Origin of the sequence: Amorphoplanes digitatis (genome assembly GCF_014205335.1) — a bacterium.
Classification (GTDB): Bacteria; Actinomycetota; Actinomycetes; order Mycobacteriales; family Micromonosporaceae; genus Actinoplanes; species Actinoplanes digitatus.
On the sequence record NZ_JACHNH010000001.1, the window covers coordinates 6,064,982 to 6,089,527 of the forward strand.

25 protein-coding genes are annotated in these 24,546 nt (G+C 71.4%); 13 read left to right on the top strand and 12 right to left on the bottom strand.

Features of this window, described 5'->3' with window-relative positions:
* Positions 1-103: 103 nt before the first annotated feature.
* Complete coding sequence (locus tag BJ971_RS26650; RefSeq protein ID WP_184995939.1) at positions 104-1,693, top strand: glycoside hydrolase domain-containing protein; 1,590 nt, start codon at positions 104-106, stop codon at positions 1,691-1,693.
* A gap of 22 nt (positions 1,694-1,715) precedes the next feature.
* Here the strand turns inward: BJ971_RS26650 and BJ971_RS26655 are convergent, their stop codons facing one another.
* Together BJ971_RS26655 and BJ971_RS26660 are read right to left on the bottom strand one after the other, a co-directional pair.
* Complete coding sequence (locus BJ971_RS26655) at positions 1,716-2,105, bottom strand: DUF805 domain-containing protein (protein ID WP_184995940.1); 390 nt, start codon at positions 2,103-2,105, stop codon at positions 1,716-1,718.
* Positions 2,106-2,139: 34 nt separating this feature from the next.
* Entirely contained in the window at positions 2,140-2,868 is a 729-nt protein-coding gene (locus BJ971_RS26660) for a TetR/AcrR family transcriptional regulator (RefSeq protein WP_184995941.1), read from the bottom strand.
* A gap of 96 nt (positions 2,869-2,964) precedes the next feature.
* Between BJ971_RS26660 and BJ971_RS26665 the strand changes: the two genes are divergently transcribed.
* The 5 genes from BJ971_RS26665 (at position 2,965) to BJ971_RS26685 (ending at position 8,763) form a co-directional block, all read left to right on the top strand.
* Positions 2,965-3,681 carry a DUF4386 domain-containing protein gene (locus tag BJ971_RS26665; RefSeq protein ID WP_184995942.1) on the top strand — a complete coding sequence of 239 codons (717 nt, stop codon included), beginning with the start codon at positions 2,965-2,967 and terminating at the stop codon, positions 3,679-3,681.
* Positions 3,682-3,750: 69 nt separating this feature from the next.
* Positions 3,751-4,968: a carbohydrate-binding protein gene (locus BJ971_RS26670; RefSeq protein ID WP_203709094.1), complete on the top strand. Its 1,218-nt coding sequence runs from the start codon at positions 3,751-3,753 to the stop codon at positions 4,966-4,968.
* 121 nt (positions 4,969-5,089) lie between these two features.
* Positions 5,090-6,340 carry a prolyl oligopeptidase family serine peptidase gene (locus tag BJ971_RS26675; protein ID WP_184995943.1) on the top strand — a complete coding sequence of 417 codons (1,251 nt, stop codon included), beginning with the start codon at positions 5,090-5,092 and terminating at the stop codon, positions 6,338-6,340.
* Positions 6,341-6,427: 87 nt separating this feature from the next.
* A complete protein-coding gene (locus BJ971_RS26680; protein ID WP_184995944.1) occupies positions 6,428-7,873 on the top strand; it encodes a peptide MFS transporter in 1,446 nt (481 codons plus the stop codon).
* A gap of 146 nt (positions 7,874-8,019) precedes the next feature.
* On the top strand, positions 8,020-8,763 hold the full coding sequence (locus BJ971_RS26685; protein ID WP_203709092.1) for an esterase family protein: 744 nt from the start codon (positions 8,020-8,022) through the stop codon (positions 8,761-8,763).
* Here the strand turns inward: BJ971_RS26685 and BJ971_RS26690 are convergent.
* The 3 genes from BJ971_RS26690 to BJ971_RS26700 are packed head-to-tail and all read right to left on the bottom strand — an operon-like array spanning position 8,739 to position 12,522.
* Entirely contained in the window at positions 8,739-10,082 is a 1,344-nt protein-coding gene (locus tag BJ971_RS26690) for a dipeptidase (RefSeq protein WP_184995945.1), read from the bottom strand. The genes BJ971_RS26685 and BJ971_RS26690 overlap by 25 nt on opposite strands.
* Positions 10,082-11,296, bottom strand: coding sequence for an ATP-grasp domain-containing protein (locus tag BJ971_RS26695; protein ID WP_184995946.1), 1,215 nt, complete (start codon positions 11,294-11,296; stop codon positions 10,082-10,084). Before BJ971_RS26695 ends, BJ971_RS26690 begins: the two co-directional genes overlap by 1 nt.
* Entirely contained in the window at positions 11,293-12,522 is a 1,230-nt protein-coding gene (locus tag BJ971_RS26700; RefSeq protein ID WP_184995947.1) for a hypothetical protein, read from the bottom strand. Before BJ971_RS26700 ends, BJ971_RS26695 begins: the two co-directional genes overlap by 4 nt.
* 73 nt (positions 12,523-12,595) lie before the next feature.
* On the opposite strand from BJ971_RS26700, the gene BJ971_RS26705 reads away from it, so the two are divergent.
* Positions 12,596-13,822, top strand: coding sequence for an ATP-grasp domain-containing protein (locus BJ971_RS26705; protein ID WP_184995948.1), 1,227 nt, complete (start codon positions 12,596-12,598; stop codon positions 13,820-13,822).
* A complete protein-coding gene (locus tag BJ971_RS26710) occupies positions 13,819-14,973 on the top strand; it encodes an alpha/beta hydrolase-fold protein (protein ID WP_184995949.1) in 1,155 nt (384 codons plus the stop codon). Before BJ971_RS26705 ends, BJ971_RS26710 begins: the two co-directional genes overlap by 4 nt.
* A gap of 8 nt (positions 14,974-14,981) precedes the next feature.
* On the opposite strand, the gene BJ971_RS26715 is transcribed toward BJ971_RS26710, so the two are convergent.
* Positions 14,982-15,617, bottom strand: coding sequence for a TetR/AcrR family transcriptional regulator (locus BJ971_RS26715; protein WP_184995950.1), 636 nt, complete (start codon positions 15,615-15,617; stop codon positions 14,982-14,984).
* 65 nt (positions 15,618-15,682) lie between these two features.
* On the opposite strand from BJ971_RS26715, the gene BJ971_RS26720 reads away from it, so the two are divergent.
* The 3 genes from BJ971_RS26720 to BJ971_RS26730 are packed head-to-tail and all read left to right on the top strand — an operon-like array spanning position 15,683 to position 17,252.
* Positions 15,683-15,976, top strand: coding sequence for a hypothetical protein (locus BJ971_RS26720; protein WP_184995951.1), 294 nt, complete (start codon positions 15,683-15,685; stop codon positions 15,974-15,976).
* A complete protein-coding gene (locus BJ971_RS26725) occupies positions 15,976-16,890 on the top strand; it encodes a methyltransferase domain-containing protein (RefSeq protein WP_184995952.1) in 915 nt (304 codons plus the stop codon). The genes BJ971_RS26720 and BJ971_RS26725 overlap by 1 nt, the downstream gene beginning before the upstream one ends.
* A complete protein-coding gene (locus BJ971_RS26730) occupies positions 16,890-17,252 on the top strand; it encodes a hypothetical protein (protein WP_184995953.1) in 363 nt (120 codons plus the stop codon). The genes BJ971_RS26725 and BJ971_RS26730 overlap by 1 nt, the downstream gene beginning before the upstream one ends.
* Positions 17,253-17,309: 57 nt before the next feature.
* On the opposite strand, the gene BJ971_RS26735 is transcribed toward BJ971_RS26730, so the two are convergent.
* Positions 17,310-17,972 carry a tetratricopeptide repeat protein gene (locus BJ971_RS26735; RefSeq protein WP_184995954.1) on the bottom strand — a complete coding sequence of 221 codons (663 nt, stop codon included), beginning with the start codon at positions 17,970-17,972 and terminating at the stop codon, positions 17,310-17,312.
* A gap of 88 nt (positions 17,973-18,060) precedes the next feature.
* On the opposite strand from BJ971_RS26735, the gene BJ971_RS26740 reads away from it, so the two are divergent.
* Positions 18,061-18,627: a hypothetical protein gene (locus BJ971_RS26740; protein WP_184995955.1), complete on the top strand. Its 567-nt coding sequence runs from the start codon at positions 18,061-18,063 to the stop codon at positions 18,625-18,627.
* Here the strand turns inward: BJ971_RS26740 and BJ971_RS26745 are convergent.
* On the bottom strand, positions 18,622-19,053 hold the full coding sequence (locus BJ971_RS26745; protein ID WP_184995956.1) for a hypothetical protein: 432 nt from the start codon (positions 19,051-19,053) through the stop codon (positions 18,622-18,624). The two genes, BJ971_RS26740 and BJ971_RS26745, sit on opposite strands and share 6 nt — an antisense overlap.
* A gap of 115 nt (positions 19,054-19,168) precedes the next feature.
* On the opposite strand from BJ971_RS26745, the gene BJ971_RS26750 reads away from it, so the two are divergent.
* Entirely contained in the window at positions 19,169-21,058 is a 1,890-nt protein-coding gene (locus BJ971_RS26750) for a WD40 repeat domain-containing protein (protein ID WP_184995957.1), read from the top strand.
* A 44-nt stretch (positions 21,059-21,102) separates the two neighbouring features.
* Here the strand turns inward: BJ971_RS26750 and BJ971_RS26755 are convergent, their stop codons facing one another.
* From BJ971_RS26755 to BJ971_RS26770, 4 genes are all read right to left on the bottom strand, one after another.
* Positions 21,103-22,041, bottom strand: a complete 939-nt coding sequence (locus BJ971_RS26755) for an alpha/beta fold hydrolase (protein ID WP_184995958.1) — start codon at positions 22,039-22,041, stop codon at positions 21,103-21,105.
* Between the two features lie 53 nt (positions 22,042-22,094).
* Complete coding sequence (locus BJ971_RS26760; protein ID WP_184995959.1) at positions 22,095-22,508, bottom strand: VOC family protein; 414 nt, start codon at positions 22,506-22,508, stop codon at positions 22,095-22,097.
* On the bottom strand, positions 22,505-23,107 hold the full coding sequence (locus BJ971_RS26765; RefSeq protein WP_203709091.1) for a carboxymuconolactone decarboxylase family protein: 603 nt from the start codon (positions 23,105-23,107) through the stop codon (positions 22,505-22,507). Before BJ971_RS26765 ends, BJ971_RS26760 begins: the two co-directional genes overlap by 4 nt.
* A gap of 244 nt (positions 23,108-23,351) precedes the next feature.
* Positions 23,352-24,524 carry a calcium-binding protein gene (locus BJ971_RS26770; protein ID WP_184995960.1) on the bottom strand — a complete coding sequence of 391 codons (1,173 nt, stop codon included), beginning with the start codon at positions 24,522-24,524 and terminating at the stop codon, positions 23,352-23,354.
* Between the last annotated feature and the right edge of the window lie 22 nt (positions 24,525-24,546).

The following is a 24,546-nucleotide window of genomic DNA, read 5'->3' on the forward strand; positions in this document are numbered from 1 at the left end:
GGTGATCCAGCCCGGAAGGTGCACACGATGAGCCATTCGGCCCCTGGTCAGACCCATCGCCGGCTGCTGCGCTCGTAAGACATCCACAGAGGGGGATCCCGCCATGGTTGTGCGCCCCGGCCGACGTGCCCTGCTGACCGTGTCGTCCGTACTGGTTCTGGTGACGGCCTCCGCCGGATGGGCGGCGCCGGCGGCGGCCGCGGCGCCCTCCGCGCAGCCCGGCAGCTTCACCGGGTACGGCTTCGACGCCTGCACCGCGCCGTCGAGCGCCGCCATGCAGGCCTGGCTGTCCTCGCCCTACCGGGCCGTCGGCGTCTACTTCGGCGGGAACAACCGGGGATGCGCCCAGCCGAATCTGACCGCCGCCTGGGTCGCCGAGCAGCAGGCCGCCGGCTGGCACCTGATTCCCCTGTACGTCGGGCCGCAGGCGTCCTGCACCACGTCGAACAAGCGGTACCGCATCGACGACACGCAGGCCGCCGCGCAGGGACGGGCCACCGCGGAGGACGCGGTGACGCAGGCGCGGTCCCTCGGTCTGCCGGCCGACAGTGTGCTGATCTACGACATGGAGGCGTACCGCACCGACGACGCCGCCTGCCGCGAAGGCGTGCTGTCGTTCATGAGCGCGTGGACGGCCCGGTTGCACGACAACGGCTACCTGTCCGGCTTTTACAGCAGCATGAGCTCGGGCGTGGCCGACCAGGTGAACGCATACAACCGCGCGGGTTACGTACGACCGGACTATCTCGACTTCGCCCGCTGGGACCAGGTCGCCACCGTGACGGATGCCGCGCTGCCCGCCGGGTACTGGTCACCGCGTCGGCGGATCAAGCAGTACCGCGGTGACCACGACGAGACGTGGGGCGGGGTCACGATCAACATCGACAACGACTACCTCGACGTCGCACCGTTGCCGCGGACCGGTTTCGCCGACTTCGACGCCAGCGGCTGGTCGGACCTGCTGGCACGCACGACGAGCGGCGGCGCCCTCGTGCTCTACCCCGGCAACGGCACCCTGCTGGACACCGCAGCCGCCCGTACGCTCAGCGGCGGCTGGTCCGCGATGAGCGCGATCATCCGCATCGGTGATCTGAACCGTGACGGGCGTGAGGACGTCGTCGCGCGCGAGAGCGCGACCGGCGACCTGTGGTTCTACCCCGGAACCGGGTCCGGCTTCGGCACCCGCAAGCGGATCGGCATCGGCGGCTGGAACGGCATGCGGGAGCTCACCGCGATCGGTGACTTCAACCGCGACGGCTACCCGGACCTGCTCGCCGCGAAGACCAGCGACGGGAAGCTCTACCTGTATCCGGGTGCCGCGGGAGTGACGCTCGGCCCGCGGGTGGTGGTCGGCACCGGCGGCTGGAACACCATGAGCGAACTCGCCGGAGTCGGTGACTTCAACGCGGACGGCTACCAGGACTTCGCCGCACGCCTCACCTCGACCGGTGCGCTGTATCTCTACCCGGGCCGGACCGGTGGGTTCGCGGCCCGCCGGCAGATCGGCATCAGCGGCTGGAACGGCATGCGCGACCTCGTCGGCGCCGGCGACTTCAACCGCGACGGCCGCACGGACCTCGCCGCGGTGCAGACGTCCACCGGTTACGTGTTCCTCTACCCCGGCAACGGCACCACCCTGCAGGCCCGGATCCGGCTTGCCACCGGCTTCACCGGCCGCACCCCGATGGCATGACCCGCCCTGGCACGTCGCGGGGTCAGAGCAGATCCGGGTCGTACTGGTTGGGGCCGTCGCTGGCCAGGACCGTCATGATGAGAACGACGAAGCTGCCGAGCGGGATGAATCCGAGCAGCTGCCACCAGCCGCTCAGGCCGGCGTCGTGCAGCCGCCGGCAGGTGACCGCCAGGGTCGGCAGGAACCCGGCGACGAAGAACACCAGGATCAGCAGGCCGAGGGCGGGACTGCTCTCGCCGGAGTCCTCGACGAGGATGCCGAGCCCGATCAGCGCGGCGAAGATGATCCCGTTGATGAGGGTGAACCACCAGTACTCGGCGCGGGTCGCCCGGCCGGTGAACGTGGCGTACCTGCGGTAGCAGCCCGCCCAGTAGCCCAGCGGCCCGACGCTGGTCCGGGTGTCGACGGTCACGGTGTCCTCCTTGGATACTCCGAGATCGTTGACACTAGGGCTCGACCGGCGTCGCCGCTGCCCCGGTCAGGCCGATGGCGCGCAGCTGAGCCTCGACGATCTCGTCGAAATACCCGGCGGCGTCCGGCGTGACCGGGCGCAGTTGGCCGAAGACCTCCATGGCGACGAAGCCGTGCACCGTCACGAACGTGTCCATCGCCAGCGCCGTCAACGCGACCGGCCCGCCGTACCCGCGCCGCCGGCGCAGCACGGTCAGCTGCTCGACCGTCTCCGGCCGCAGCCGCGCCTCCCGTCGTGCCACCGCCGCGCGATCGACCAGATCCTGGTCGTACGCCGTGACGAGCAGGTGGTGCAGGAAGTCGCCGACCCGGGCACCGGCACGGATGGTCTGCTCGCCGGGCGCGCGGTAGCCCGGCACCGGCGTGCCGTATGCCAGCCCGAACTCGGCCGGATGCGCCACCGACCAGCGTCGGTACGCGTGTAGCCCGTCCGTCAGCGCGACGGCGGGGCCGGCCGCCGCGGCCCCGGCCTGCTCCACCGCGTCGGCCTGCTGGTCGAAGGCGCGTACGAGCAGGTCGGTGAGCAGCCCGTCGCGGTCGGGGAAGTAGCGGTAGAGGGCCGAGACGGCGATGCCCGCCTCGCGCGCCACGGCCCGCAGCGACAGGGCGGCCGCGCCGTTCTCGGTGAGGTGCCGCTGCGCGATGGCGCGCAGATCGCCGAGCAGCTCCTCTCTCCGGCGTTCGCGCAGCCCCTTGCCCGTCATGCAGAACACCGTACACAACGAGAGCACTGCTCTTGACGGTTCGGGAGTTTTCGAGAACACTGTTCTCGACGTGAACACCGCTCTCAAGGAGAGAACATGCAAGCTGTCGACACCGCCCGCCGAATGCCCGTCACCGGCCTGTTGCTGGTCGCCGCCGGGGTGCTCGCCGCCGCGGGCAGCACGATCCTGGGCGACGCCTTCGACTGGCCCGCCAGCCTCGACCACGGTGCCGCCGACGCGCTTCCCGCGTTCGCCGCGCACGCCACCGCGATCAGGCTCGGCTTCTATCTCAACCTGCTGAGCAGCCTGGTGCTGATACCGGTGGCGATCGCCTTCTCGGCCGCGCTCGGCCCCGCCTCGATCGCGGTCCGGTCGCTCACGGCGTTCGGCGTGGCCGGCGCGCTGGCACAGACCCTCGGCTGGGTGCGCTGGCCGCTGGCCGTACCGCGGCTCGCCGACGCCTACCTCGCCGCGGCGCCGGGCTCCGCGGAACGCGCCGCCGTCGGCGCGTCCTACGACCTCATCAACGCGTACGCGGGCGGCGCCGTCGGCGAGCACCTCGGCTGGCTGCTCCAGGGCATCTGGGCCGTCGGCATCGGCGTCCTGCTCGCGCGCTCCACGTTCCTGCCGCGATGGCTCGGCATGGCCGGCGCCGCGCTCGCCGCGGTCTGGCTGCCGTTCACCGCGGCGAGCGGCTTCACCGGTTCACATGTCGGCGCCGTCGCCACGATCGGAACCCTGACCTACACCATCTGGTACGTCTGGCTCCTGGTCGTCGGCGTCGTTCTCCTGGTACGCGCTCGACGGCAATAACTATTAGGAGTGTTGACAGTTGACGTAACATCCATCACGCTCGATTTAATTTTCGAGCAAGGAGATGCGATGAGGCATTCGTACCGCTGGGCGGCACTGGCCGCCGCCGCCCTGACCATCGCCGCGGGAGTCGTGACGTCCCCCGCCGTCCTCGCCGCGCCGACCGGCGCGATCATGGTGGCCTGCGCGGCCCCCGCCTGGGCCGAGGGCACCAGCTACGCCGCCGGCGCCCAGGTGACCTACGCCGGGCGCCTCTACCGGGCCCGGGTGGCGCACACCCCGCCGGTGGGCGCCGGCTGGAATCCCGTCGCCGCGGCCTCCCTCTGGGAGGACCTCGGCGCCTGCGACACCACCACCCCGCCGACCACCCCGCCGACGACCCCGCCCACCTCGCCGCCGCCGCCGACGACGGCCGGGCTGCCGCATGCCCCGTACGTCGACATGGGCGCGTGGCCGTCGCCGAGCCTGCCCACGATGGTGACCAGCGGGAACCTCAAGCACGTGACGCTGGCGTTCATCACGGCGTCCGCCTGCAAGGCCATGTGGTTCAACGCGTACGACCCGCGGCAGGGCTGGGCCCGCGACCAGATCGACGCGGTCCGCGCCCGCGGCGGCGACGTGAAGATCTCGTTCGGCGGCGCGACCGGCATCGAGCTGGCGCAGGCGTGCACCAGCGTGGCCGCGCTCCAGGCCGAGTACCAGGCCGTGGTCACCGCGTACCAGCTGAAGTACATCGACCTGGACATCGAGGGCAGCGCGACCGCCGAACCCGCCTCGGTGGCCCGGCGCTCGCAGGCGCTGGCCGCCCTGCAACGGGCCAACCCCGGCCTGCGGGTGTCGTTCACCCTGCCGGTGCTGCCCGAGGGCCTGACCGCGGACGGCCTGAACGTGATCCGCTCGGCACGCGACGCCGGCGTCGCCGTCGACCTGGTCAACGTCATGGCGATGGACTACTACCGCAACGGCGACTACGGCAACTTCGCCGTCGACGCCGCTAACGCGACGTTCAACCAGCTGAAGTCGCTGTACCCCGGCCGTACCGATGCACAGGTCTGGAAGATGGTCGGCGTGACGCCGATGCTGGGCGTGAACGACGACGGCCGCGTCTACGACCAGGCGGACGCACGCCAGCTGGTCGCCTTCGCGCAGGGCCGGCACCTCGGCATGCTGAGCTTCTGGGAGCTCGGCCGGGACAAGAACGCCTGCACCGGCGCGCTGTACATGTGCACGAACATCCCACAGCAGCCGTACGAGTTCAGCCGCATCTTCGCCGCCTACAACGGCTGATCCCGTTTCGAGGCGCCGGGCGGGCTCCGTCCCGGACCCGCCCGGCGCGCGGTTCCTCCTGGACTGTGATAGACCGGATTCGCTGCGATCGATGTGAACGGGGCCGAATCAAGGAGTCCGCATGGCTAACTCCGTCAGCCGTCGTACCCTTCTGATCGCCGGGGCGAGCACCGCCGCCGGCCTGTCGTTGCCCGGCGCCGCCGCCGATGCCTCCGCGTCCACTCGGGTGGGATTCCGACTGGACGCGGAGGTTCTGGACGGTGGCGAGCAGATAACCTCGATCACCATTTTCACCGCCCGGCTGGGCCGGATCGATGCGGCCGGCCTGACGACCGATACCTTCCGCGTGCACGCCACGGCGACCAGCCCGATCGCTCTGGCCCCCGGCGACCAGGTCGGTTACGACCTCGACCGCACGGTGACCGCCGTCCGGCTCGATCGCCGTGGCAACGTCGTGCTCGAGCTGAGCCACGGCGAGGGCCAGGCCGGCAGCAACACCCTGGGCTACGTCGTCAGCCGGAGCCGCAACGTGCAGCTCGACCTGGTCTACACCGTCACGCAGACCGCCCCGATCGCCTTGCGCGGCGGCGGCTCGATCACCATCTCGAGCTTCGCGCAGGGCCGGCTGTCGGACCCCGAGGTGGACGCGTTCAGCTACCACACCTCCGGCTCGGGCATGAAGTACCGGCTGTTCACGCCCGGCCACGACGCCCGGGGCCGGCGGCCCCTCGTCGTCTGGCTGCACGGCGGGGGTGAGGGCGCCTCGCTGCCGGACAACTACTACGACAACGAGACCACGCTGCGCGCCAACCGCGGTGCGCTCGGCTTCGCCACCCCGCAGGCGCAACGAATCTTCTCCGGCGCCTACGTCGTCGCGCCGCAGAGCACCTCGTTCTGGCTGGAGGACGGCCCCCGATTCGCCCCGCTCATCCTCGAGATCGTCAGCGATCTCGTACGCCGGCACCGCATCGACCGTGACCGGATCTACGTGACCGGCGCCAGCAACGGCGGCTACATGAGCCTGAAGATGACCACGACATATCCCCGCCTGTTCGCCGCGTCCGTGTCGATCTGCCCTGTCGTCGCGCCCCGGACCCCGGGCGGCCCGCCCATGATCACCGACGCCGAGCTGCGGAGCATCGAGACGCCGACCTGGCTCGTCGCCTCCCGCGACGACACCACGGTCCCGCCGGAGCCCAACGCCGTGCACGCGCACGACCTCATCCCCGGCTCACTGTTGACGCTGTACGACCACGTCGTCTGGAACGGCCATCAGTTCCCCGGACACTGGTCATGGATCTACGTCGCCCGCAACGATCCGAGCGTCGGCGGAACCCACATCTGGCAGTGGATGGCGCACCGACGACGCTAGCTCCCTCCCCGGCGGCAAGGTGATCGGCTGAGGCCCGATGTCAGGGTTTCGCGGCGCGACGCGGCGCGATCGCCTTCAATGATGACCATGACGCGGACGCGAGAGCCGACCTTCTTCGGGCAGCCGCGGGTGCTCGCCAACGTGTTCGGGGTCGAGCTGTGGGAGCGGTTCTCGTTCTACGGCATGCAGGGAATCCTGCTGTTGTACCTGTACTACGAGGCCGACCAGGGTGGCCTCGGCATCGATCAGCACGCCGCGACCAGCATCGTCGGCGCGTACGGCGGGTCCGTGTACCTCGCCACGGTGATCGGGGCGTGGCTGGCCGACCGGCTGTTCGGGCCGGAGCGTGTCCTGTTCGGCAGCGCGATTCTGGTCATGTGCGGGCATGTCGCACTCGCCGTGATTCCCCAGCTGGCCGGCGTCACCATCGGGCTCATCCTCATCGCGCTCGGCAGCGGCGGCGTCAAGTCCACCGCCACCGCGATCGTCGGCACCCTCTACGCACCCGGCGACCAGCGGCGCGACGCCGGCTTCTCGATCTTCTACCTCGGCATCAACCTGGGTGCCCTGCTGGGCCCGCTGCTCACCGGCCTGCTTCAGGAGGAACTCGGCTTCCACTACGGCTTCGCCGCGGCGGCGATCGGTATGGCGATCGGACTGATCCAGTACGCGATCGGCCGGCGGGCACTGACCGGCGCGGCGCGCGCGGTTCCCAATCCGCTCCCCCGCAACCGCCGGCCCCTGGTCGCCCTGATCGCGGTCGCCGCGATCGTCCTGGTCGGCATCTTCGCGCTGGCCGGCCTGCTGCGCCCCGACCGGCTCTCCACCATCGTCGTCGTACTGAGCATCCTCACGGCGCTCGCCTACTTCGCCGTGATTCTGTCCAGCCGTCGGGTCGACGGCACCGAGCGCCGCCGGGTCCTCGCCTTCATACCCATGTTCATCGCCAGCGCCGCCTTCTGGTCGCTGTATCAGCAACAGTTCACCGTGGTCACGATCTACTCCGACACGCGCCTGGACCGCGAAGTGTTCGGCTGGACCATGCCGGTCTCCTGGGTGCAGTCGATCAATCCGGTCTTCGTCATCATCCTGTCCGGAGTCTTCGCCGCGCTCTGGATGCGCCTCGGCGACCGCCAGCCGTCGACACCGGTCAAGTTCGCCGCCGGAACGATCATCATGGGTGTCGCGTTTCTGCTGTTCCTGCCGTTCGCGGGCACCGGCGCCAACGGCGTCCCGCTGCTGGGACTCGTCGGCATCATCCTCGTCTTCACGATCGCCGAGCTCCTGCTGTCACCGGTCGGGCTGTCGCTGTCGACGAAGCTGGCCCCGGCGGCCTTCCGCACCCAGATGGTCGCGCTGTTCTTCCTCTCCGTCGCCCTGGGCACCGCCATGTCGGGCACGCTGGCCGGCTACTACAGCGCCGATGACGAGGTCGTCTACTTCGGCGTGCTCGGCATCCTCGCGATCGCGATCGGCGTGCTCCTGTGGCTGATCAGCCGCCCCCTCCAGCGGCTCATGGGCGAGGTGCGCTGACCTGCTACCGGGCAGCACGGTGACTACGCCACGACGGCCAACGATCAGGCCGGCCGTCGGCGCCCGCCCGGGCGGGCGAAACGAGGCGGCCGAGCAGATCCGCGCGACCTGTCGGAGACTAGGGACGTGGACACGGGAGTCGGGTCGTGAATCGGCGTGTCGAGCACCTGCACTCGCCGGCAATCGGAGCCGCCGGGACGGTGATCGCGTACGGGCACTGGGGGCGGCCGGTGCTGGTGTTCCCGGCCGAGGCGGGCGGGGCGCACGACTTCGAGTCGTGGGGCATGGTCGACGCGGTCGCCGATCTGATCGACGCCGGGCGGGCGAAGGTGTACTGCGTGGACAGCATCGACTCGCAGTCCTGGTCGAACAAGGGAGCACCGATAGAGGAGCGGGCGCGACGGCACAACGCGTACGAGTCGTGGCTGCTCGACCAGGTGGTGCCGTGGATACACGGCGACTGCGGCGGGCCGGTCGACGTCCTGACCACCGGGTGCAGCATGGGCGCCTTTCACGCGGCCAACTTCACCCTCAAGCACGGCCACCTGGCGTCGCGGGCCCTGTGCCTGTCCGGCAACTACGACCCGAGTCGCTGGAGCGGCTGGGGTGAGCGGGGCGAGGCGGCGTACTTCAACAACCCGATGGACTACGTGCCGAACATGGACGGCGACCACCTGGACTGGCTGCGGTCGACGGTGTCCCTGACCCTGGTCTGCGGACAGGGCATGTGGGAGGACACCACCGGCACGCTGGAGAGCACCCGCGCGTTCGCCGCGGTGCTGGCCGCAAAGGGCATCCCGCACGAGCTGGACGTGTGGGGTCACGACGTGGCGCACGACTGGCCGTGGTGGAGGCGGGAGTTCGCTCACCACCTGCCGCGGTTCTGCTGAATGAAGGTCAGGAGCAGCGCCTCGGCGAGGCAGGCGCGTTCGAAGTCGGCCAGGTGCAGGCTCTCGTTGGCGCCGTGCGCCCGGGTGTCGGGATCCTCGACGCCGGTGATGAGGATCTCGGCGGCCGGGAACGCCTCGGCCATCGTCGTGACGAACGAGATCGAACCACCGACGCCGATCTCGACCGCGGGCACCTCCCACGCTTCGGTGAGCGCCGCCCGCGCCGCCGCGTAGGCCGGGCCGTCGGTGCGGGCGGCGAACGACTCGACCGCGGCTCCCGCGGACACGGTGACCGTTGCGCCCCAGGGCGCGTGCGCGCGCAGGTGCGTGACCAGGGCGGCGCGCGCCGCCGGGCCGTCGTCGCCGGGTGCGGTGCGCAGCGAGACCTTGGCGCGGGCGACCGGGACCAGCGTCAGCGCGGCGGAGTCCACGGCCGGCGCGTCGATGCCGACGATCGAGATCGCGGGGCCGGCCCACAGGCGGGAGGTCAGGGCTCCGGTGCCGATCAGGCGTACGCCGTCGACCAGGCCCGCGTCGGACCGCAGCCGCTCGTCGGTCAGGTCGAGCGGGTCCGCCGTACCCCGGTGCAGGCCGGCGACGGCCACGTCGCCGCGCCCGTCGTGCAGCGTGGCGAGCAGCCGCACGAGGGTGGTCAGCGCGTCCGGCACCGGGCCGCCGTATACGCCGTTGTGGACCGCGTGCCGCAGCGTCCGCACCTCCACCACGGCCGCGACGCCGCCGCGCAGCGTGGTGGTCAGCGCCGGCACGCCCACCCGCCAGTTCGTCGAGTCGGCGATCACGACGACGTCGGCGGCGAGCCGGTCGCGGTGATCGTCGAGGATCCGGCGCAGGGTCGGCGAGCCGATCTCCTCCTCGCCGTCGACGAGCACGGTCACCCCGATGCGGAGGTCGTCGCCGAGCGCGCGCAGCGCGGCCAGGTGCAGCGCGATGCCGGCCTTGTCGTCGGCCGCGCCCCGGCCGAACAGCCGGCCGCCGCGCTCCACCGGCTCGAACGGGTCGCTGTCCCAGTCCGCCGGGTCGCCGATCGGCTGGACGTCGTGATGGGCGTAGAGCAGCACGGTCGGTGCTCCGGCCGGCGCGGGTCGGCGGCCGATCACGGCCGGCTGCCCGCCCTCGGCCCGGACCACGTCGACGTCCAGGCCGGCCGAGGCAAGCAACCCGGACACGGCCCGCGCGCTCGCGTCCATCGCGGCGGACATCGTGGGGTCGGCCGAGACGGACCGGATGCGCACCAGCGACTCCAGGTCGGCGCGGATGCCGGGCAGCACCCGTGCGACCGCGGCGCGGAGATCCGGCATCAGCCGGCGTACAGCTGCAGGTCGGCGGCGAACCGCTCGGTCATCTCGATCACCGGTTGCAGCTCGGTGTGCCGCACGATGACCGTGCCGTCGCTGGTCACGGTGGCCTGCCAGTCCCGCCGCTGCGCGCCGACGGGCAGCAGATCGATCATCGCCACCGCGTCGCCGTACTCGGTGAGCAGCTTCTCCAGGCCCTCCACGCGGGTGATCGCGCCGGCGCCCCGGGCCCGTTTGAAGACCGCGCCGGCGTTGTACCGGCGTTCCAGCGGCCGGGAGAGCCGGCCGTGCACGACCGCCTCGGCCCACGCGACGTAGACGTCGCCGGCGGTCGCGTAGTTCATCAGGTCGGCGACCCGGGCGCCGGCCACCCGCGCCCCGATCTCGCCGAAGACGGCCTCGCCGTCGTCCTTGCGGTACCACTCCATGTGGGTGAAGCCGGTGGTGAAGCCCAGCGCCGCGATGACCGCCGCGCCCATCTCCCGCCCCGCCCGCAGGTCCGGGACCTCCAGGTCGCGCAGCGAGATGGACACCGGGCTGATCCACTCGTGCTGCTTCATCTGCAACGGGCGGGGGCGGTACCACAGCATGTTCTCGAAGAGCACGCTGCCGTTCGCGCAGATGGTGTCGTACGTGAATTCCTCGCCGTCGATGAACTCCTCGACGCTGACCTCGGCGACGTGCCGCAGCAGCGGCAGCACGGTGGACAGCTCCTCGGGGCCGTCGATCCGGTAGGTGTCCGCCGAGCCGGCGCCGGCGATCGGCTTGACGATCATCGGGTAGCCGATGCGCTCGGCGGCCTCCCACACCCCGTGCACGCTCGTCGCGGCGGCGTGCCGGGGTGTGCGGATGCCGGCGGCGTCGATCGCCTGCTTCATGCGTTCCTTGTCCCGGAACGGCACGGTCTGCGCGACCGTCAGGCCGGGCAGGCCGAACGACTCCCGGATCCGCGCGGCGAGCACCATGTACGGCTCCCAGAGGCACTCCACCTGCTCGATCCGCGCGTTCCGGGCGAGACCGTGCAGGGCCGCCAGCACCGCGTCGTCGTCGGCGAGCGACACGTGCTCGTAGTGTGCGAGGGCGTCCCGGGCCGCCGCCGGCAGCTCGGACGGCGGCTGATCACCGACGCCGATCACGGTCGCGCCGACCGCGGCCAGCGCCCGGGTGAAGTAGGCCATCTCGGCCGGATATCCGGGCGACAGCATCACGACGTTCATTCCTGCTCCACCAGTTCGACGCGGATTCCGGTGACGATGCGGCGCAGCGCCTCCTGGACCACCCCCGTGTCCGGATCGCGGACGATCACGTACCCCTCGCCCTCGTAGCTCGACGACGCCGGCTGGCCGGGCTGCGGCAGCCGGGCCTCCACGACGAGGTGGCCGAGCTCGGCCTGCAGCTTCTCGGCGCCGTGCACGGCGCGCACCCGGCCGCGGCCCTGGCCGCGAAGGTAGGCGGTGCCGGCGGCGAAGCTGCGCTCCGGCGGATCGAACCGGCCGAGCAACACCAGCTCCGCCCAGACCTGATAGAAATCCACATTGTGGACATAACCCAGCATCGACGTGATCTGGGCGCCGGGCGGCCGGGCACCGACCTCGGAGATCGCGACCGACCCGTCAGGGCGGCGGAACCACTCCATGTGGGTGAGTGCGTCACGGACGCCGAGCGCGCGCAGCGCGGCCGGCCCGGCCGACCAGATTCCCTCGTACGCGGGGGAGGTCATCGCCCGCGGCAGCAGCACCGTCCACTGGATCCAGGGGTTGCGGAGCACCTCCAGCGGCGGTGGCAGATAGTCGGACACCGACGACCACACCGTCTGCCCGCCGATCGTGATGCTGTCGAAGGTGTGCTCCTCGCCGACCAGGAACTCCTCCAGCAGGCCGGGCGCGTCCGGGCCGGGCGGGATCGCCGCGAGCCAGCTCCGCAGCGCGGCCGGGTCGTCCAGCCGGTACGTCGCCTGCGCGCCCGCGCCGGCCGGCGGCTTGGCCACCAGCGGGAAGCCGACCGCGTCCGCGAAGCTCAGCGCCTCGCCCGGGTTCGTCACGAGCTGGTGCCGGGCGCACGGCACACCGGCCGCGTGCAGCACCGACTTCATCCGGGCCTTGTCCCGTACGTTGAGCGCGGTCCGCACGTCCATGCCCTCGATGCCCAGCGCCTCGCGCACGTGTGCGAGCGGCACCTGAAGCTGCTCCAGGGCGCCGACCAGGCGTTCCACCCGTCCCATCTGACGGCCGAGGCCGGTGACCGCCTCGGCGAGCTGGCGCGGATCGAACGCGTCGTCGACCCGCCAGTGGCCGTCGAGGCGTTCCTTGAGGACGGGCGGCAGGCGTTCGGCCGGCTCGGAGGTGATGACCGCGAGCCGGACTCCGGGCAGCGCGGCGGCGGTGGCCACGAACCGGGTCGTGGCCTCCAGCAGGAACGGTGCGACGAACGCAGCGACAACCACGATTGGACGCTACCGGTCCTCGACGGTTTTCGCCCGCGAGCGACCACCGGGTGCCACGGGTAGCATCCGCATGGTGAACATCGTCCTCATCGAGCCGGCGTTCCCCCCGACGCAGCGCCACTTCGCCCGCGCCCTGGCGGAGGTCGGTGCGACGGTGATCGGCGTCGGCGAGCGCCACGTCGATGCCCTCGACGACCAGCTCAAGAGCTGGATGACGCACTATCACCAGGTGCCGAACGTGACCGACGTCGGCGCCCTGACCGACACCGTCCGGTGGATACAGGACAAGGTCTGGGTCGACCGGCTCGAGGCCACCATCGAGGCGCACACCCTCGCGGCCGCCCAGGTGCGGGAGAACTGCACGATCCCCGGCACGTCGGCGCGCACGGCCTGGCTGTGCCGCGACAAGCCGTCGATGAAGGAGGTGCTGCGCTCCGCCGGGGTGCCGACGGCGGCGTCGACCGCCGCGTCGACCGCCGAGCAGGTGCACGAGTTCGCCGACGCGATCGGGTACCCGCTGATCCTCAAGCCGCGCACCGGCGCCGGCGCGCAGGACACCATCCGGGTCGACAACAGGGAGCAGCTCGACGAGGCGCTCGGCCGCTTCGGCGGCCAGCACGTGTCGTCGATCGCGGTCGAGGAGTTCGTCGAGGGCCACGAGGGCTTCTACGACACCGTGTCGATCGACGGGCACGCCGCCCTGGACTTCGTCTCGCACTACTACCCGAACGTGCTGGAGGCGATGCGTACGCGATGGATCTCGCCCCAGTTCGTCTCCACCAACCGGGTCGACTCGCCGTCGTCGGACTACGCCGAACTGCGGGAGATGGGCGCCCGCGTCAACGAGGCACTGGGGATCGGGACCAGCGCCACCCACATGGAATGGTTCTTCGGGCCGAAGGGCCTGCGGTTCTCCGAGATCGGCTGCCGGCCGCCCGGCGTCGGTGCCTGGGACCTCTACTCGGCGGGCAACGACCTCGACATCTACCGGGAGTGGGCGAACGCGGTGGTGCACGGGCACATCGCCACCCGTCCGTCGCGACAGTTCGCCACCGGGATCGTCGCGCTGCGCCCGGACCGCGACGGCAATATCACCGGCTACTCCGGCGTCGACGACGTGCAGGCCCGCTCCGGCCAGTGGGTGATCGACGCGCACCTGCCGCCGCCCGGCACACCGACCCAGCCGGTCGAGGCCGGCTACTGGGCGAACGCGTACGTCCGGATGCGCCACCCGGACTACGACACGCTGCGGGAACTCCTCGACGACGTGGGCCGCACCGTCCAGGTGCACGCCGGGTGAACGTCCGCGCCGTCGCGGAGGGCGACCCGGATCTCGCGATCAACCGCCTGCGGAGGCAGACCGACGTCGACGGCACCACCGTCGACCGGTTCCTGGCCCGGCACGGTGCGCCGGTGTCGGAGGGCAGGTTCTGCACGTTTCTCTACCGCGGTGAGGCCGACACCGTACGCCTGGCCCAGCGGATCATCGACCTGCCCGACCGCCTGCCGATGCACCGGCTGCCCGGCACGGACCTGTGGTACGTGATCGTCGAGATGCCCACGGACTCGCGGGTCGAGTACCAGATCGAGGTGGGCCGGGCCGGCCGGACCGAGTGTCACAACGACCCGCTCAACCCCAGGCTGGCGCACAGCCCGGTCGGCAGCTCGTCGGTCTGCTCCGGACCCGACTACGTCGTTCCGGACTGGACGGTGCCGGATCCCGAGGCGCCGCCCGGTCAGCTCGACGACCTGGTGGTGCACAGCGACACGCTGACCCGCGACTACCCGGTGACGCTGTACCGGCCGGCCGGCTGCTGCCCGACCGGGAACTACCGGCTCCTGATCGTGCACGACGGCGGCGACTTCCTCCGGTACGCCGCCGCGCGGACGGTGCTGGACAACCTGATCCACCGCCGGCTGATGGCCGAGACGGTGGTCGCGTTCCTGCATCCGAAGGACCGGCTGAACGAGTACGCCGACTCGGCCGAGCACGCCGAGTTCGTCACTCGCGAGCTGCTCCCGCTGCTGGAGAACGACTTCCCGCTCGCCGGCGACCCGTCGACCCGGTGCCTGCTCGGCTCCAGCTTCGGGGCGGTCGCGTCGCTGTCGATGGCGCGCCGCTACCCCGGCACGTACGGGTCGCTGGCGCTGCTGTCCGGCTCGTTCGTGTCCTCGCGCCCCGACGGCGCCCCGCACGGCGGCGGCCCGACGTTCGACCCGGTGGTCGCGTTCGTCGACGACTACCGCCGGCGGCCCACCCGGGTGGCCGACCGGGTGTTCGTCGGCTGCGGCGCCTTCGAGCCGTTGATCGTCCGGCAACCCTCGATGCTGGCGGCCTTCCGATCCACCGGAATGCACGTACGCTACGTCGAGTCGCACGACGGCCACACCTGGGTGAACTGGCGCGACCGCCTCTGCGACGCACTGTCCTGGGCACTCCCGCCCGGCTGAGAGCCTGCTCAGTCCGGCGCGCAGAGCACGGCGGTGACGCCGTCCACGAACCAGCGCTCGAAGCGCTCGACCGGCCACCCGCGCTCGCGGACCAGCCAGTCGTAGTTGCGGATGTCCTGCGCGAGCCACAGCACGTCGGCGGCCCGCTCCTGGCTTATCAGCACCTCGCCGGTTGCCGCGAGGTCGGCGGCGAACATCACCATGCCGCGGCGCCGGTCCTCGAGGTTCTTGCGCCAGATCGCCGCGGCGTCGGCGTCGGCGGTCGCGGCACCGGCCAGCGCCAGCATCACGGGCACCTGCCGGGCATGGGTCTCGGCGAGGTGCCGGGCAAACCGGGTGAGCCTCGCCCGCAGCCCGGTCAGCGCGCGGATGTCGGCCACGAACGACCGGTCCGCCATCGCCACCCGCTCGTCGTCGCCGGCCAGGGTGACGTCGACGAGATCGGAGAGCAGCTGGCGTTTGTTGCCGAACACCGCGTACACGGTCTGCACGGCGACGCCGGCCTCGGCGGCGACGGCGGTCAGCGGCGTCGCGGCGTAACCCGGGTCCACGAACAGTTTGGCGGCCGCGTCGAGGATCGCTCGCCTGGTCTGTCGGGCCTGTTCCTGACGCCGGGGTGAGACGTAACGCCGGTTGACAGTCACGCGTGCAGCGTAGTCCACTATTCGATAGAGCTTCACTCTATCGACTAAGCATCAAGGGGGCGGCTATGCCGTACGGCGTCGTGCAGGACATGCCCGGAGTCAGCGAGCAGGAATACCGGCAGGTGGAGAAGCACCTCGGCCCGGACCGGCCGCCGGGCCTGCTGGCACACGTGGCAGGCCCGTCCGACGAGGGCTGGCGGATCATCAACGTCTGGGCCGACGAGGCCGCGTTCCGCAGGTTCCAGTCGGAACGCCTGGTCCGAGCCGCGGGGCTGGCCGCCCAGGAGGAGGGCTTCGATCCGGCGAAGGCCGCCTCCTTCCGGTCGGCGACCGTCGACGGCGCCGAGATGCCGTTCTGATGGCCGACACCGCCACGCAGCGCGCCCGCAACGCCGACTTCTGGGCCCGGATGGCGCCGGGGTGGGTCAACCAGGCCGACCGGCACGACGAGATCGGCCGCCCGCTGGGCGCCGTGGCGCTGGACTGGCTGCGACCCCAGCCCGGTGAACGGGTGCTGGATGTCGGCTGCGGGTGTGGCGGCACGACCGCCGAGATCGCGCGGGCCGTCGCCCCGTCGGGCAGCGCGGTCGGACTCGACCTCGCCGAGGCGATGGTGGCGACGGCGCGGGACCGGTTCAGCGGGCCGGGCGGCGCGGGGCCGCGGTTCGTCGCCGGTGACGTCGAGACGCTCGATGCCGTGCCCGGGGCGCCGTTCGACGCCGTCTACTCCCGGATGACGTTGATGCTGCTCGCCGACCCGGTCGCCGGCCTGACCACGGTCCGGCGGTCGATGCGTGCCGGCGCCCGGCTGGCCGCGACGGCGTTCCGCGACGGCCGCGCGAACCCCTGGCTGCCCGCGGCGATGCTCGGCGCGGCGGCACATCTGGGACCGCTGCCGCCGCTGCCGATCGGCGACGAGCCGGGGCCCTTCGCGTTCGCCGACGCGACCCGGGTGACCCGCCTGCTCACCGCCGCCGGCTTCGCCGACATCGACATCCATCCGTACGACGTCACGCTGGACGCGCCGGACGATCCGGAAGCGGTCACCGAATGGCTCATCGAGATCGGCCCCGCCGGTGCGGCCTACCGGGACGCCGTACCCACCACCCAGGGGTACGCCCGGGCCGGCGCGGCACGCCTGCTCGAACGATTCCGCACGACCGGCACCGGTTACCGGCTGCCGACCGGACTTTGGTTGATCACCGCCCGCTCAGACGGAAGCAGCCGGACGACGGCGTCCGGCATCGGTACGAACGACGAGAACGAGGCATGATGACCAGACCGTTTTTGCTCACCCTGTCGGCCACGGTCCTGCTGGCCGTGACCGGATGCGGCGGCACCGATTCGGCCGACGGCGCAACCCCGGCGAACGGCAATCCACCCGCGGCGGCAGCCGGCTCCTATTCGGCAAAGGACGTCTGCGCCTATCTGAAGGGCGAGATCCCCGCGCTGAGGGAGGTCGGCAGCCCGGTCGGGCGGCACGCCAACCTGGCCGGCAAGCTGGCCACCTTCTTCGAGTCCCACGGCAAGCCGGAGAACGGCGCCGTCCTGGACGCGGCGACCAAAGCGGAATGCCCGGTCGTACGCACCGAGGTGCTCACCTTGATCGACGTGGACAGCTTCAGCGCTTTCTAGCCCGGACGACGCCGAGGCCGGGCCGCAGGGGCAGCGTGTCGAACTCGCGGACATCGCTCAGATCGTTGTTCGCGCCTGTTCGATGTGCCGCACGATGGCGTGGGCTTCGTGCGCGAGGGCGATGGCTCGCGCCTCGTCGAGTGTTGCCAGCGCCTCCGTGCGACGGTTCTGGGCTGCGGCGATGTAGGCCAGCCCGATCATGTTGGAGGCCACGCCCGGGAGGTTGCCGGTATCCCGGCGCAGGCGAGATGACTCTTCGAGCTGTTCGTGAGCTTCGTCGAGCCGGTTGGCCGCGTGGGCCGCGATGCCGAGGTGCCGCAGCGCCTCGGACTGTGTCCACTTGTCGCCGGTCTCGGCCGCCAGCCGGCACGACCGCTCCAGGTGCGGTACGGCGGTCTCGTTGTCACGCCGGATGAACTGATGCAGGCAGCCGATCCAGAACAGGGCCTCGGCCTCGCCTCGTGTGTCGCCCAGTGCCCGGTAGAGCTCGAGGGCGCGTTCGAACAACGGCAGCTCGGCGGGATTCTCAGCGGGCGGGGGCCCGGCGTCGCCGGTAGCGTTCTGAAATCGCGCATGCAGGATCTTCCCGCGCGCCAGCGCCACATCCGCCTCGACCGCGTCCAATGCCTTTTCGGCGTCCACGAGCGCGCTGATGTCGCCCATGTATACCGTTCGCTCATACGCTTCTCTGGCTTGTTCGATCCGGTCCTCGATGACCATCGCCCCCCGCTGGCATAGCCTCTATGTGCTGGTGATGCAGCCTATATAGGACAGCGTGGGACTGCTGACGGGATGAAAGACTGGCCTGGTGGAGATTCCCTTCAGTTTCGGTGGCGAGCAGGGGCGCGTCCTCGTCGAGGTGGCTGCCAATGCCGACCCGGTGAGCGTCGGCAAGTCCGAGCGGGAGCTCGGCATGCCGATGTGCACGGCGTCCGTCGAGTTCAGCGCGCTGGGATACCGGGCGCTGTTGGGCTGGGTGCAGTTGGTACGCGAGCCGGACCCTGAAGCGCGGTTCAGTGTCGACCCTTTCGATCTGTTCGAGGATTCCACCGCGCCGTTCGCCTGGTACGGGATCCAGCCGGTGCTGTTCGACGCGCCCTCCCGCCGGCATGAAGGAGCGGTGCGGTGGGAGGCACACAGCTTCTTGACGATCGGGCCGTGGGATGTCGACCGGCGACTCGTCGTTCCCCTGGCCGGGTTCGCTTGGGGCTATCACCAGCAGTCGGCGGCCGACGGACCGCGGGTCTCGCCGCCACGGTTGCTGGGGCCGGCCGACTGGGATGGTCATCGTTCATACCTGACCGAGAACTTCCCAGCGTGGACCTTCGATGAGGGCGGCCATTTCGCGGGTCACACCGCCGACACCCGATCATGACGGCGGCGGCGGAGCGCGAGTGCCAGCACCACGTACGACGCGAGGGCGAGGAACGACACCGGCAGCGCGAGCCGTAGCAGGTCGCGGCGCCCGCGCCAGAAGTCGGACCCGACCGTCGGCAGCGGGCGCGCGGCCCGGCTGCCACCGGTCGGTGATGGCGCCGGCGACCCGGGCCGGTGTCAGCGGTGACGTGTACGCGACAGCGTCCCGCCCGATGTCGTCGGCGGGAGAACGGGTGTAGGCGGCGTCCACGTGCCCCCGGACGCTGAGCTCGCCCGGCACCCCGGCCGTCGAGACGAAGAAGACGGCCAGTGCCGTCAGGAACGCCGCGTAGCCCGCGGCCTGCGGGACGCCGAACGCTCCCCCGGTACGGCGGCCGGCGGCCGGCGCGTCCGGTGCCTTCGTACGCCAGTGCTTGCGCACCAACGGCCTCTCCCTCCATCCGGCGTGCCGCGCCGATGCTAATCACTACGATCAATGGCGGTGATCGGGTCGATGCGCGGCTTCGGTACGGTGCCCGGCGGCGGAGTGGAGAAGAGCGATGTTCACCGACAGCGACGGCGGCCGGCCGCAGGTGCGGCCGTCGACCGGCGGCGACACCTTCGTGATCCAGTTCAGCCCCGACGGGCGGTACCTGCTGAGCTCGCACGCCGGCGGCCGGCATCGGGTCTGGGACCTGGCGACGCGGGCGCCCCTGGCGGAGTGGGCGGGTGGCGACGAGCCCGTCTTCGACGTCGAGCCCGGCACCGTCGTGGACTTCGCCGGCGGGCTCGTGCACCGCACCGACGTGCGGACCGGCCGGACGCGGTCGCAGCCCTGGCCGTACGAGTTCGGGTGCCGGATGTCCGGCCTGGACGGCCGGCCGGAGTTCCTGGTCACCGCGAGCAAGGCCGAGAAGGTGCTTGTCGACGTCGGCACCGGGGCCGTGCGCTGCACCCTGTCGGGGGCGGGCGAGCGCATCGGCCGGGGCGTGCTGTCGTCCGACGGGGTCTGGCTGGCGACGTACAGCTTCTCGGACCGGGAGGAGCCGGTGCGGATCTGGAGCACGGCGGACGGGGTCGAGCGCCTGACGCTCCCCGGCGGCGACGTGTCCGAGGTGGTGTTCCTGCCGGGCGGCGGGCGGTGCGCCGTCGCCGGGGACGACACCACCCGGGTGTTTGATCTCGGCACCGGGAAGGTGGTCGCCCGGCTCGACGGGGCCACGATCGCGCTGTCGGGCGACGGCACCCGGCTCGCCGTCACCGGCGGAGACGACCTCGACTTCGGCTTCGACGAGGCGGACGAGGACGAGGGCTCGGACGTGGTGATCTACTCGACGGCGACCTGGAAGCCGGTCGTCACGCTCGAGGAAACCGGCTCGGTGGGTGTGCTGGCCTTCAGCCCGGACGGCACGCACGTCGCCACCGGCCACGACGACGACTCGATCATCCGGGTGTGGGACAGCGTCACCGGCCGGCTCGCGTACGAGCTGAGCGGCGTGACCCGGGAGGTGCACGCGCTCGCGTTCAGCGCCGACGGGCGGCGGCTCAGCACGGTCACCGACAACGAGGTCCGCGTCTGGGAGATCGGCGCGGCACGGCCGGCGTACCGGCTGCCGGCGCACCGGGGTGAGGTCCACGCGGTGGCGTACCGCCCCGGCGGCCCGCTCGCCGTCGCCGACGACGAGACCGTGCGGTTTTGGGACGCCGCGACCGCCGCGCCCGCCGGCGCCCTGGCGGTGACCGGGTCACCCGTCCTGGCGCTGGCGTACTCGCCCGACGGCGCGATGCTCGCGACCGCCGGCGCGGACGGCGTCATCCATCTGTGGGCCGCCGACGGGACTTCGGTCGGCGTCCTGAGTGGACAGGGCCGGCCCGCCTGGTACGCGGCCTTCCACCCCGGCGGCCGGCACCTGGTGGTCGCCGACGACGAGACCGTCTGCCTGTGGGACGTCACGACCGGGGCGCTCGTCCTTCCGCTCGCCGAGGTCGCCGGCCGGGTGGACGCGGTCGCCATCGCGCCCGACGGCCACGGCTTCGCGATCGGCTCCTCCGACGAGTACGGCAGTGCCACCCTGTCGCTCTATCGGAGCGCCGGCACCGAACCGGCCCGGCCGTACACGCACACGATCGGCGCGCTGGCGTACTCGCCCGGCGGGGCGCTCGCCGTCGGCAGCGACGAGAGCGCCGTGCGGGTGCACGCGGACGCCGGCTCGGCCGACTGGGACGCGGCGTTCGAGGGCCACACCGGCCTGATCCGGTCGCTGGCCTACTCCCCCGACGGCCGGCTGCTGGCCGTGGGCTGCGACAACGGGACCGTGCACCTGTGGGACGCCGCATCCCGGCAGCGGCTGGCCATGCTGATCGCGCTCGACGACGGCGGATCGGCGACCGTGCCGGCGGGCGGGGAGCCCGTCGTGGACGGATCACCGAACGACGAGTTCTGGAGATGAGCGCCGACCGGCACCGGATGGCTTGCCGGCAGGAGCCGATCGGTCTACTGAACCGCGTCCTCGACAGCCACGGCCCGGGCGACTCCGGAGTGTGTCTGAAGCAGGTGGCGCCAGCGGCGGGCGTCCCAGCTCTTCGGTTGGGTTTCCTCGATGAAGTCGGTCACCGCGCGGACGAACTCCTCGGCCGCCTCCCGGTGCGGGAAGTGCCCGACGCCGGGCAGAACCACCGACCGCGCACCGGGCAGCAGCTCGGCGGCGGCCTCGGCGTGCCCGACCGGGAGGACGTGGTCCTGGTCGCCCCAGACGACCAGCGCCGGCAGGCCCTGCGCCAGGTAGGCGCGGTCCCGCATGGTGATCAGCTGTCCGCGCCAGTCCGCGACGTGCCGCAACACATGCAGGAACGCGGACCGGGCGGCGGGGTCACGCAGCCCGGTGTGCACGGTGTACGCCTCGTTCAGGTCGGCCGCGAGCGCGGCCGGCGCGACCAGCCCGGCGGCCGCGCGCAGCGCGCCGAGGGCCAGGCGGGACGGCGGCAGGTGGCTCAGGCCCAGCGCGACCGAGGCGCCCGGCAGGGTCAGCGCGCGAAAGGCCACGCTCACCTGCGGGCCGAGCCCGCCACCCGCGACCACGACCAGCCGGTCGGTCCGCTCCGGGAACTGGTACGCGAACTGCATCGCCACGCCGCCGCCGAAGCTGTGGCCGACCACCGTCACCCGGTCGATGTCGAGCGCGCCGAGCAGATCCCGCATGCCGTTGGCGTACCCGCCGATGCTGTAGTCCGCCCGCGGCTTCGCCGACCGGCCGTGTCCGAGTAGGTCGGGCACGAGCACCGTGTAACGCTCGGCGAACGCCGGCGCGACCGCGTCCCAGGTCAGGCCGTCGGATCCGATGCCGTGCACGAGCAGCAGGACGGTCGGGCCGGTGCCCAGCAACCGGAACGCGCGAGCGTGCCCGTGCAGCTCGACCGTCCGCCGCTCGTCCATCCGCGAAGCATAGATAGCCGACGTTTCGCCGCCGTAACCGTCCGCTCGTCGGCCTATTTCGCGCCGACGAGGATGCAGAACGGATGTCCCGCCGGGTCGGCGAGAACGTAGAGAGGCTCCTCCGGATCCTCGCTGCGGTCGTGGAGCAGGCCGGCGCCGAGCCGCTCGGCTCGTCGACGGTGTCGCTCCAGCTCCTCGACGGTGGGCACCCGGAAGTCCAGATGCATCTGCTTCGGAACGTCGTGCGACGGCCAGGTGGGACGCGCCAACGTGGGAACCCGCTGGAAGGCGAGCTTGCGGTTGCCGTCACCGTCGACCAGGACGAGCCAGTCCTCGCCGGATGGAGGCTCGTCGCCGGGCCGGTATCGCAGTCCGAGGAGCTCGCGATAGAACTCGGCGAGGCCCCTGACGTCCGTGGCGTCGAGGACGGTGTGCATTAGTACAGGCTTGTCGGCCTCCTCACTCATGACGCGGACGCTACCTCCGGTCGCTCGGCCAGCGGCCTCAAACCGCACGCAGCGGCGAAGCCGTCGGATTCGATGCCGAGCGCCACGTTGCCACGCGTGCTCATGTTCGCGAATGCGATCACCGAGGTGAGTTCGACGACGGCGGGAGCTCCCAGCTCGGCGTGGAGGCGCTGCACCAGCTCGTCGGTCACGGTCGGCGGTGTTTGGCTCATCGCCTCGGCGTACTCCAGTACGTCGCGCTCCAGCGCGGTGAAGACGTCCGCCTCCCGCCATCGCGGGATCTCGCGCGCCTTCTCCACGTCGAGCCCCTTGTTGCGTGCCTCGAAGTAGTTGAAGTCCAGGCACCACGTGCAGCCGACAAGCGACGCGACCGCCATGTGGGCGAACGACTTCAGGCCCTCGTCGCAGGCGTCCCACTTCTGCAACTTGCCGCCGAGGCCGAAGCTGGCGAACAGCACCTTGGGGTTGTGCCAGTAGACACCGACCGCCGTCGGCACCTTGCCCAGCTTCTTCTCGATCATCCACTTGATCAGCGCACCCTTGACGCCGGTGATCTCGGCCGGGGCGATACGGGTCGTGTGCTCCAGGTAGGTCGTCATGCCATGGAGACACCGGCCGGGCCACGGATGTGACATCGGGCGGGGGTGTCTCTTAGCGCCGATACAACCCGCGCGCTACCTGGGACGTTACAGGTATGCGGCACGGCAGCCGCGAACGAGACTGTGCGCCACAGGTCCCGTCCAGGGGCAGCCATGTTCGTACGGGGGAACTTATGAAACGCGAACTGCGGCGGGCACCGCGGCATCAACGGCACCGACATTCCGATCTTCCTTACCAGGGTCGTCAGTCTTTCTCGCAACCCTTGGTCCGGTCCAGGTTGAGCCTTACGCAGGTGTCGCCGACGGCGGTGTTCGTTCCGCCGTCGAGCAGGTCGGTCACCTCGTCGTACTCGTCGTAGACGCCGGGTGTGGCGTTGCCGTCGAGCCAGTCGTCGCCGGCCTCGCCGTAGATCTTGTCGACGCCCTGGTGGCCCAGCAGGGTGTCGTTCCCGGCGCCGCCGTAGAGCATGTCGACGCCCTGGTGGCCCAGCAGGGTGTCGTTCCCGCCGCCGCCGTAGAGCTTGTCGTTGCCCTCGCGGCCGTCGAGGACGTTCGCCTTGCCGTTGCCGACGAGCCGGTCCTTGCCGAGACCGCCGAGCAGGTTCTCCACGTCGGCGCCGATGGTGTCGCCCTCGCCCTTGCGGCCGTCGTCGCCCTTCCTGCCGTCGAGGTCGAGGCTCACCGCGCTCTTGTAGTGGGTGTATCCGGCCGAGTCGACGCCCGGGCCGCCCAGGTAGCGGTCGGCGTCCCTGCCGGCGTGCTGCCGCGAGTTGTAGTAGTCGTCGCCGGACTCGCCGTAGAACCTGTCGTTGCCGGCGCCGTTGGTGAAGCTGTCGCTGCCCGTTCCGCCCCAGGCCGCGTCCGTGCCGGGGCCGTCGTCGAGCCCGTCGTCGCCGGCGGCGCCGTAGAGCTTGTCGTTGCCCGCCTCGCCGTAGAGGGCGTCGTTGCCGCCGCGGCCCTTGAGGACGTCGTTGCCGGAGCGGCCGTACAGCCGGTCGTGGCCCGGGCCGCCGGTGAGCTTGTCGTGGCCGGTGCCGCCGTCGGCGGTGATCGGAAGGTCGGTGTTGTCGACGATCGTGTCGTTTCGGTCGTATGCGTAGACGCGCAGCCGGGTCGGCGGCGTGGCCGGCGTGCAGCGCGCCCTGGTCTTGTCGCCCTTGACCCGCTTGCAGCCGGCGCCGACCTTGATGGCGACGCGGTCGTCGACCGTGACGGTGTCGCCGTTGCGGGTCAGCGTGATCCTGCTCTGCTTCCCCTTGGCCGTCTTGTACTCGATGACGGTGCCGTCGACGACGGCCAGCAGACCGGCCTTGCCGACGGCCTGCGCCGGCGAGGCGGCCACGGAGAGCGGCGCGGAGACAGCCACGGCCGCGGCCAGGGTCACGACGGCACGCACCCGCCAAAGAGCCTGTGGCATATCGATCCTTCCCACTGACGTT